Source organism: Micromonospora sp. DT62 (assembly GCF_049847285.1).
GTDB classification, from domain to species: domain Bacteria; phylum Actinomycetota; class Actinomycetes; order Mycobacteriales; family Micromonosporaceae; genus Micromonospora; species Micromonospora reichwaldensis.
Genome location: NZ_JBNCOB010000016.1, coordinates 1 through 8,902, shown reverse-complemented (window position 1 = coordinate 8,902; position 8,902 = coordinate 1). Strand labels below are relative to the sequence as shown.

At 73.8% G+C, this 8,902-nt stretch carries 8 protein-coding genes and 1 pseudogene; 4 read left to right on the top strand and 5 right to left on the bottom strand.

All coding sequences use genetic code 11. The annotated features are described in order from the left end of the window. Nucleotides 1-82 precede the first annotated feature (82 nt). A complete protein-coding gene (locus ACPXCB_RS20740) occupies nt 83-655 on the top strand; it encodes a Uma2 family endonuclease (RefSeq protein ID WP_425877273.1) in 573 nt (190 codons plus the stop codon). Here the strand turns inward: ACPXCB_RS20740 and ACPXCB_RS20735 are convergent. Beyond that, on the bottom strand, nt 636-1,070 hold the full coding sequence (locus ACPXCB_RS20735; RefSeq protein WP_425877272.1) for an ester cyclase: 435 nt from the start codon (nt 1,068-1,070) through the stop codon (nt 636-638). The two genes, ACPXCB_RS20740 and ACPXCB_RS20735, sit on opposite strands and share 20 nt — an antisense overlap. 192 nt (nt 1,071-1,262) lie before the next feature. Between ACPXCB_RS20735 and ACPXCB_RS20730 the strand changes: the two genes are divergently transcribed. Beyond that, nucleotides 1,263-2,354, top strand: a complete 1,092-nt coding sequence (locus tag ACPXCB_RS20730; protein ID WP_425877271.1) for a glutathione S-transferase family protein — start codon at nt 1,263-1,265, stop codon at nt 2,352-2,354. 52 nt (nt 2,355-2,406) lie between these two features. Here the strand turns inward: ACPXCB_RS20730 and ACPXCB_RS20725 are convergent, their stop codons facing one another. Together ACPXCB_RS20725 and ACPXCB_RS20720 are read right to left on the bottom strand one after the other, a co-directional pair. Further along, on the bottom strand, nt 2,407-3,369 hold the full coding sequence (locus tag ACPXCB_RS20725) for a complex I subunit 1/NuoH family protein (protein ID WP_088998320.1): 963 nt from the start codon (nt 3,367-3,369) through the stop codon (nt 2,407-2,409). Between the two features lie 347 nt (nt 3,370-3,716). Further along, nucleotides 3,717-4,313 (bottom strand): annotated as a pseudogene (locus ACPXCB_RS20720) (NADH-quinone oxidoreductase subunit C); the annotation flags it as partial. A gap of 350 nt (nt 4,314-4,663) precedes the next feature. On the opposite strand from ACPXCB_RS20720, the gene ACPXCB_RS20715 reads away from it, so the two are divergent. Next, the gene (locus ACPXCB_RS20715) at nt 4,664-5,710 is read left to right on the top strand and encodes a glucose 1-dehydrogenase (protein WP_425877270.1); all 1,047 of its coding nucleotides are present in this window, start codon (nt 4,664-4,666) and stop codon (nt 5,708-5,710) included. Nucleotides 5,711-5,716: 6 nt separating this feature from the next. Here ACPXCB_RS20715 and ACPXCB_RS20710 read toward each other — a convergent pair whose 3' ends face one another. Both ACPXCB_RS20710 and ACPXCB_RS20705 read right to left on the bottom strand, forming a co-directional pair. Then, complete coding sequence (locus ACPXCB_RS20710; protein WP_425877269.1) at nt 5,717-7,033, bottom strand: DUF2252 domain-containing protein; 1,317 nt, start codon at nt 7,031-7,033, stop codon at nt 5,717-5,719. Nucleotides 7,034-7,092: 59 nt separating this feature from the next. Then, nucleotides 7,093-7,683 (bottom strand): NADH-quinone oxidoreductase subunit B, encoded by a 591-nt coding sequence (locus tag ACPXCB_RS20705; protein WP_132231313.1) that lies wholly within the window; start codon nt 7,681-7,683, stop codon nt 7,093-7,095. Nucleotides 7,684-7,896: 213 nt separating this feature from the next. On the opposite strand from ACPXCB_RS20705, the gene ACPXCB_RS20700 reads away from it, so the two are divergent. Further along, nucleotides 7,897-8,829: a hypothetical protein gene (locus ACPXCB_RS20700; RefSeq protein WP_425877268.1), complete on the top strand. Its 933-nt coding sequence runs from the start codon at nt 7,897-7,899 to the stop codon at nt 8,827-8,829. Nucleotides 8,830-8,902: the final 73 nt, after the last annotated feature.

Below are 8,902 nucleotides of genomic sequence, written 5' to 3'. Positions count from 1 at the left end.
GCCGCGGCGCGCGCGACCACCCCCCGAGGTCTGCCGGCGGTACGGTGCGGCGGGGAGAACGACGCACCGGAAAGGACTCGCCATGACCGCCGCGCTGCAGGGCGACCATCCGCCGCCGGGCGGGTGGACGGTCGACGACCTCGACCGCCTGCCCGACGACGGCCGCCGCCACGAACTCCTGGACGGAAACCTCATCATGTCGCCCTCCCCCACGCGACTCCACCAGTCCATCGCCGGCCGCCTCATGGCCGCGCTCGAGGAAACCTGCCCGCCCGACCTCGACGTCACACAGGGCGTCGAGGTGCGGCTCTCCCGCACCCGGGCGTTCATCCCCGACGTGCTGGTCACCGAGCTGGACTCGGCCTCGCGCAACCCGTCGCACTACCGGCCCCACGAGGTCATGCTGGTGGTCGAGATCGTCGCGGAGGGGTCGCGGAGCATCGACCGGGTGCTCAAGCCCGCGCTGTACGCCGAGGCGGACATCCCCTACTTCTGGCGGATCGAGACCGAGAAGGGGATCGTCGTGCACGCCCACAAGCTCGACCCGGCGAAGGGCGTCTACGTCGAGCAGGCCCGGATGACCGACGGCATCCTCGTCCCGGAGCCGTGGGAGATCGACATCCCGCTCGGCAGGATCACGCCCCGGTCCCGCTGACGCCACCGGGCGCGGGCGGGAGCATCTCGACGCCGAGCTGCTGGAGGAGCTGGAACAGCTCGTTGCAGCTCCACACGTCGACGATCCGGCCCGCGTCGTCGAAGCGCAGGAAGCTCGCCCCCGAGTAGCTGACCACCTGCCCGGTCGGCGGCACCGGCCCGAACGGCCCTGCCTGGGTGCCCGCCGCCCGCCAGTGCACCGCCACCCGGTCCCCGGCAGCCACCACGTCCACGAGCTTGTAGCGCAGGTCGGGGAAGGCGGCGCGGCGCTCCCGGTGCCACGCCAGCGTCGCCTCCGGGCCGGCCCCGCCCAGCCCCGGGCACTCCGGCGACACCAGTTCGTACGCCGACTCCTCCCGCGCGCCGTTCCACACGTCGGCGATGAAGCGTCGGGCTGCCGCCTCCACATCGGTCATCGCGGCAGCCTAACCGCCGACCGACCCGGCCCAGGTCGGCACCGTCGTCGGTCCCCGCCCGCCGCCGTCGGCCCCCGCGGGACGGCCGTGGGCGGCGTTCGGCGCGACGGCCCAGGTCGGCACTCGGCGCGACTGGGGACGGCGCAGCCGCCATGATGGGACGAGCGACGGTCGACGGCGGAGGAGGCGGGCATGGGCGGCACGACCGAGGGCGGCACGACGGCTGACGTGGGAGGCACCGCCAGCGGCGGCGACGAGGTGCTGATGCGGACCGGCGGCAGGTACGTCGAGCCGGGCGGCGAGTTCACCCGGGACCAGCGCTACATCGCCACCCGGATCACCGCCGACGCCCGCGACGGCTGGCCCGTGGAGCCCGGCCGGTACCGGCTGGCGGTCAGCCGCGCCTGCCCCTGGGCGAACCGGCTGATCATCGTCCGGCGGCTGCTCGGGCTGGAGGACGCGATCTCGCTGGCGGTGGCCGGCCCGACCCACGACAAGCGGAGCTGGACGTTCGACCTCGACCCGGGCGGGCGCGACCCGGTGCTCGGCATCGAGCGGCTGGCCGAGGCGTACTTCGCCCGGTTCCCCGGCTACGAGCGGGGCATCACCGTGCCGGCGATCGTGGACGTGCCCACCGGGCAGGTGGTCACCAACGACTTCGGGCCGATGAGCCTCGACCTGTCCACCGAGTGGACGGCGTACCACCGCGAGGGGGCGCCCGATCTCTACCCGGAGCGGCTGCGCGGCGAGATCGACGAGGTGAGCTCGCTGCTCTTCCGGGACGTCAACAACGGCGTCTACCGGTGCGGCTTCGCCGGCGACCAGGCGGCGTACGAGAAGGCGTACCACCGGCTGTTCGACCGGCTGGACTGGCTGGGCGAGCGGCTGGCCGGGCAGCGCTACCTGGTGGGGGACACCATCACCGAGGCGGACGTGCGGCTGTTCACCACGCTGGTCCGCTTCGACCCGGTCTACCACGGGCACTTCAAGTGCAACCGGAGCAAGCTGACCGAGATGCCGGTGCTCTGGGCGTACGCCCGGGACCTGTTCCAGACGCCCGGCTTCGGCGACACGGTCGACTTCGACCACATCAAGCGGCACTACTACGAGGTGCACCGCGACATCAACCCGACCGGGGTGGTGCCGCTCGGCCCCGACCTGGCGAACTGGCTGACCCCGCACGGCCGCGAGGCCCTCGGAGGCCGCCCCTTCGGCGACGGCACCCCGCCCCCGCCACCCCCGCCCGCCGAGCGCGTCGACCCCGCCCACACCCCGCTGCGTTGACGGAGCACCCCACCGCGCGACGCGCTCTACAGCGCGACGCGGACGGTGCGCCCTACAGCGCGACGCGGACGGCGGCGGTGAGGACCAGTTGGCCCAGGGAGACGGGGACCAGGACGAGCCAGCAGAGGCGCTGGAGCTGGTCCTCGCGCAGGCGGGGGTAGGACACCCGGATCCAGATGATCAGGAACGAGACGGCGAAGACCTTCAGCAGGGTCCACAGCCAGCCGAGCTGTGCGTCGGCGAACGGGCCCTGCCAGCCCCCGAGGAAGAGCACGGTGGTGAGCGCGGCGATCACCACGATGCCGACGTACTCGGCGAGCAGGAAGAACGCGAACCGCAGGCCCGTGTACTCCGTCATGTAGCCGAAGACCAGCTCCGAGTCGGCGACCGGCATGTCGAACGGCGGGCGGCGGATCTCGGCGAGCCCGGCGAGGAAGAAGACGACCATGGCGGGGGCCTGCCAGAGCAGCCACCACGGCTGCCACGCCTCGACGATGCCGGAGAGGCTGAGCGTCCCGGCCGCCATCGCCACCGACGCGGCGGCCAGCACCAGCGGCAGCTCGTAGCCGAGCAGCTGGGCCGCGCCGCGCAGGCCGCCGAGGAGGCTGTACTTGTTGGCTGACGCCCACGCCGACATCAGCACCGCCACGACGCCCACGCCCACCACGGCCAGCACGAAGAACAGGCCGATGTCCAGCGGCTGCCCGACCAGGTCGTCCGGGCCGAGCGGGATCACCAGCAGGACCAGCAGGTAGGGCACCAGGGCGACCGCCGGGGCGAGCCGGAAGACCGCCCGGTCCGCCTCCCTGGGCGTGACGTCCTCCTTCTGCACGAACTTCACGCCGTCGGCGACCAGCTGGGCCCAGCCGTGGAAGCCGCCCGCGTACATCGGGCCGAGCCGGCCCTGCATGTGGGCCATCACCTTGTGCTCGGCCTGCCCGACCAGCAACGGCAGGGTGAGGAAGGCGACGAGCACGCCCCCCACCCGGATGACCAGCTCCAACCACAGTGGCATCAGGGCGTACCTCCGTCGTCGCCGGAACGCTCCGACGCGGCCGGGCCCTCGGGTGCGGGCCGGTCCGCCGGCGGGCCGGAGCGGGCGGTCCGGCCGCCGGGCCCGCCGGGTGGTGGCGCACCGGCGTCGGCCGCCGGGCCGGCGGGACCGGTGACCGCCGGGTCGGCGGGTGCCGGGCCGTCGGCAGGTGCCGGGCCGTCGGCAGGTGCCGGGCCGTCGGCAGGTGCCGGGCCGTCGGCGGTGGCGGTGGGTCGGGCGGTACGGGGTGGGCGGGCCCCCGGGGCCGGGCGGGCGGGCCGCTCCCGGGCCGGGCGGGCCGGGGTGCCGCCGCGCGGCCCCTCCCCGACCCCGCCCGCGCCGGCAGGTGTCGGCGTCGTCCCCCACTCCCCCGGCGCGGGTACGCCCGGCGGGCGGATCGGGCGGCGCCCGCCGCCGGCCTCGGACTCGCCCGGTTCCTTCGCGCCCGGCCAGGGCTTCGCCACCCGGGAGGCGAGCACGAACTCCTTGCGCAGCGGATGCCCCTCGAACTCGGGCGGCAGCAGCAACGGCGCCAGCCCGGCGTGGCCGGGAAAGTCGATGCCGAACATCTCGTGCGTCTCCCGCTCGTGCCATGCGGCGCCCGGGTAGACGTCGACGACCGAGGCGACCGCCGGGGCGTCCCGGGGCACCCGGGTACGCAGCAGGAGCCCGTGCCGACGGGTGGTGGACCAGAGGTGCGCCACCACGTCGAAGCCTCCGGCGAGTTCGTCGACGGCGGAGAGCCAGTCGAAGTAGTCGCAGGCCAGCTCGGCGTCGTCGCGGGCCGCGCGGAGCGCGTCCGGCCAGTTCGCCGGCGGTACGTCGACGGTGGCGCGGGCGTACGCCTGGCCGCCGGAGACCGACGGGGTCACCTCGGCGGGCGCGAGCAGCGCCACCATCCGCTGGCCGACCTCTTCCGGAGTCATGCCGCTGATCCTAGGTCCTCCCTCGCACCCCCCACCCAACCGAACGCCTCGCCCCGGCACCCACCCCGCCCCCGGCTCCACCGCCCCTCCACCGACCCTCCGCTGGGACGATCATGCAGTTGTGGTGCCCGGCTCGACAGGAAAAGCGACCTTCGTCCCCCACCACAACTGCATGATCGAGCGGGCGCGGGGTGCGGACGCGGGGTGCGGAGGTGCGGGCGCGGGGTGCGGATGCGGGGCGCAGGGCGGGGCGGGGTGCGGGTGCGGGATGCGGAATGCGGGGGCGCGGGGTGCGGGGCGGATGTCGGGCTTTGGCGGCGGGGGAGACCGGGGCGGGGAAGGATGAGGGCGTGCGCGCTGTGACTGTCAACCCGGGTGTCGCCGACTCGCTGCGGCTGATCGACGATCATCCGGAGCCGCCGCCCGAGGAGGGCGCGATCCTGGTCGAGGCACTGGCGGTGGGGATCTGCGGCACCGACCACGAGATCATCTCCGGTAGGTACGGCGAGGCGCCGCCCGGCGCGGACCGGCTGGTGCTGGGGCACGAGTCGCTGGGCCGGGTGCTGGAGGACCCGTCGGGCACGCTGCAACCCGGCGACCTGGTGGCGGGCATCGTCCGGCACCCCGACCCGGTACCCTGCCCGAACTGCGCGGTCGGCGAGTGGGACATGTGCCGCAACGGTCGGTTCACCGAGCACGGCATCAAGGCCCTGCCCGGCTTCGCCCGGGACCGCTGGCGGCTGCAACCCCGGTTCGCCGTGGGACTGGACCGGACCCTCGCCTCGGTCGGCATGCTGCTGGAGCCGACCAGCGTGGTGGCGAAGGCGTGGGAGCACATCGAGCGCATCGGTGCCCGCGCCGAGTGGCAGCCGCAGACCGTACTGGTCACCGGGGCCGGGCCGATCGGCCTGCTGGCCGCGCTGCTGGCCACGCAGCGCGGGCTCGCCGTGCACGTGCTGGACCGCAACACCACCGGGCCGAAGCCGGATCTGGTCCGGGCGCTCGGGGCGGCCTACCACACCGTGCCCGTCAGCGAGCTGGACTTCGAGCCGGACGTGGTGCTGGAGTGCACCGGGGCGCCGGTCGTCGTCCTCGACGTGATGTACAAGGCCGCGCCGACCGGCATCGTCTGCCTGACCGGCGTCTCCAGCGGCGGGCGGACCATCGACCTCGACGCCGGGGCGCTCAACCGCGCGCTCGTGCTGGAGAACAACGTGGTGTTCGGCTCGGTGAACGCCAACCGCCGGCACTGGGACCTCGCCGCCGCGGCGCTGGCCCGCGCCGACCGGTCGTGGCTCGACGCGCTGATCACCCGCCGGGTGCCGGTGGAGGCGTACGCCGGGGCGTACACCTCCGAGCCGGACGACATCAAGGTGGTGCTGGAGTTCGGTTCCTGACTCCGCTCAGAGGCCGGGCAGCCGGCCGTTGCGGAACAGGTCGACGAAGAGCTGGTGGTCCTGCCGGGCGCGGACGCCGTACGCGTGGGCGAAGTCGACCAGGTGCGTCACGAAGCCCGCCTCGTCGGCGTCCACCGCCGCCACGATCGCCTCCTCCGTGGAGTAGTCGACCAGGTCGTGGCTGGACTCGTCGTCGGCCACCGAGTGCATCCGGGCGACCGCCCGGCCCAGGTCGGTCAGCACGCCAGCCAGTTCCTCCGGCTCGTTCACGTCCGCCCAGTCGAGGTCGGCCGCGTACGGGGAGACCTCGGCGACGAGCTGCCCGGCCCCGTTCAGCTCGGTGAAGCCCAGCCACGGGTCGGCGTGCGCCTGGAGTGCCCGCTGCGACTCGGCGGTGCGGTGCCCCTGGTGCTGGAAGTAGCCCGCGACCGCCTCGTCCGCGATGTGCCGGGCCACCGCCGGCACCTGGGCCTGCTTCATGTAGATGACGACGTCGTTCTCCAACGCCTGGGTGTGCCCCTCCAGCAGCAGGTTGTACGACGGCAGCCCGGCCGAGCCGATGCCCACCCCCTTGCGCAGCACCACGTCCTTGATCTGGGTGGCCACGGGACGGAGCTGGGCGGAGGAGGCGGGCAGCGTGCCGAGGTAGTCCTCGAACGCGGCGCAGACCCGCTCCCGGGTCTCGGCGTCGATCTCGAAGACGCCGTCGCCCATCGAGAACCGGCGTTCGTAGTTGTCGATGGTGGTCTGCGTGGCGAGCAGGTCGACCCGGGTGTTGAGCCGCGCCTGCTGGAGCACCCGGCGGAGCACCCCGTCGGCGTTGTCCAGGGTGATCGAGCCGATCGCGTCGTCGCCACCCTCGGCGATGGCCCGCAGCTCGGTCAGGTACGACCGCGCGAAGCCCGTGACCAGGTCGCTGATCGCCCGGTCGGAGAGCGCCTTGGCGTAGCCGATCAGCGCCACGCTGGCCGCCAGCCGCTTCAGGTCCCAGCTGAACGGCCCCACGTACGCCTCGTCGAAGTCGTTGACGTTGAACACGAGCTGCCCGGACGCGTTCATGTACGTGCCGAAGTTCTCCGCGTGCAGGTCGCCGTGGATCCACACCCGGCTGGTCCGGCCGTCGAGGAACCGGTCGTCGGCGAAGTCGCCGACCTGGTCGGCGTAGAAGAGCGAGGCGCTGCCCCGGTAGAAGGCGAACGGGGACGCGGCCATCTTGCGGAACTTGCGGCGGAAGGCGGCCGGGTCGAGAGCCATCGACGCGCCGAACTCCTCGGTGAGCACGTCGGCGATGTGGGCGGAACGCTGGTCGGCGGAGTGGTTCATGGTGCGCAGGCTAGCCCCCGCCGGCCAACCGGGGCCCTCGTCCGACCGGACGGTACGGCTCAGGGGGTGGGCGGGCGGACCGGCGGGGCGGTCAGCGACTCCGCCGAGCGTGGGAGCACGCCGGTCGAGCCGGCGTCGGCCGGCGGGGCGTCGACCGGCGGGGCGAGCGCGTCCGGCCGGGGCACGCCGCCGATCCCGGACTGCTCGGCGGCGATCTTCTCCTGGAGGCGCAGGATGCCGTGCAGCAGCGCCTCGGGCCGGGGCGGGCAGCCGGGCACGTAGACGTCGACCGGGATGAGCTGATCGACGCCCTTGGTCACCGAGTACGAGTCCCAGTAGGGGCCGCCGCAGTTGGAGCACGCGCCGAACGAGATGACGTACTTCGGCTCGGGCATCTGGTCGTAGAGCCGCTTGATCGCGGGGGCCATCTTGTCGGTGACCGTCCCGGAGACGACCATGAGGTCGGCCTGCCGGGGCCCGTGCGCGAACGGGATCACGCCCAGCCGCATGAAGTCGTGCCGGCCCATGCTGGTGGCGATGAACTCGATCGCGCAGCAGGCCAGGCCGAAGTTGAAGACCCAGAGCGAGTAGCGGCGGCCCCAGTTCAGCACGAACCGGATCGGCTCACCGAGCACTCCCGGCACCTGCACGACCGCCCCCTTCCCGAGCACCGCCACAAGTCAACCACAGCCCCCGGCCGGATCGTCCGGTCGCTCCACGCGGCCGAACGGGGCACTGTCAGGTAGGCGACGCCGATTCACGTCCGCCCACCGCAACCGTTCCCCGGCCTGGCGGGTGTTTCCCCCGTAACACCGCCGGCGCGAGGCGCTGCCGGCGGACCACGGGGATCCGGAGGTAACGGAATGACCAGAACGACCCGTCGGCTGATCGCTGGCGTCCTGGGCGCGGGGCTCGCCCTGCTCGGCACGGCCGCGCCCGCCGCGCAGGCCGCCGCCGGGCCCGCCGACACGTCGGTGTCGGTCGGCCAGCTGGTGCTCGAACCGACCGACCGGGGGTACGCCGGCAGCCTGCCGGTGACCGTCACCTACCGGGGCGCGCAGGCGAACTATCTCGACCTGACCATCACCGAGCCGGTACCGGGCGCCTACGACAGGCTGACCCCGGTGGAGCCGTGCGTGTATGGCGGCAACCAGCCGTTGCGGGACATCTACTGCCTGGTCCCGGGCGGCAAGCTGCAACCGGGCGAGCGCCGTCGGTTCACCGTCAACTTCCGGGTGTTGACCACCCCCCGCGACCACGCCATGTCCGCCCCGCCGGGCCGGGTGACGGTCAAGACCGGCGACGCCAACCCGGCCAACGACACCGCGAGGTTCAGCACGCTGTTCCGCTCCACCACCGGCTCGCTGCGCGACCCGAAGCCGTACGTCCGGGACACCCTGACCGACGCGTCGCTGACGGTCGGGGCGGCGACCCTGGTCCGGCAGGAGGACGGGAGCTGGCGGGGCCGGTTGCCGGTGACGGTGCGGGTCGCGGGTGACGCCGCGCACGACGCGTACTGGCTGCTCCCGACGTTGCCGGCCGGGGTGAGCATCGCCGGCATCGAGCCGGAGGAGGCCTGCACCTCAACCTGCATGGTCGCCGGCGGGCGGTTCATGCCGGGTGAGGAGAGGTCCGTCTCGTTGCTGCTCCGCGCGCCCGCCGAGGTCGCCCCGGGCGACCTGGGCACGGGCTCGGTGCAGTTGTACGCCGTCTTCGGCTGGGGCGGTGAGCTGGCCGACATCGACCCGGCCGACAACACCGCCACCTTCGGCGTCACCGCCGCCGACGGTGACTGACGACGACCGGTGGACGTGGGGGGGGGGGGGCCCCCCCCCCCCCCCCCCCCCGGGCGCCCCCGGGGGGGCGGGG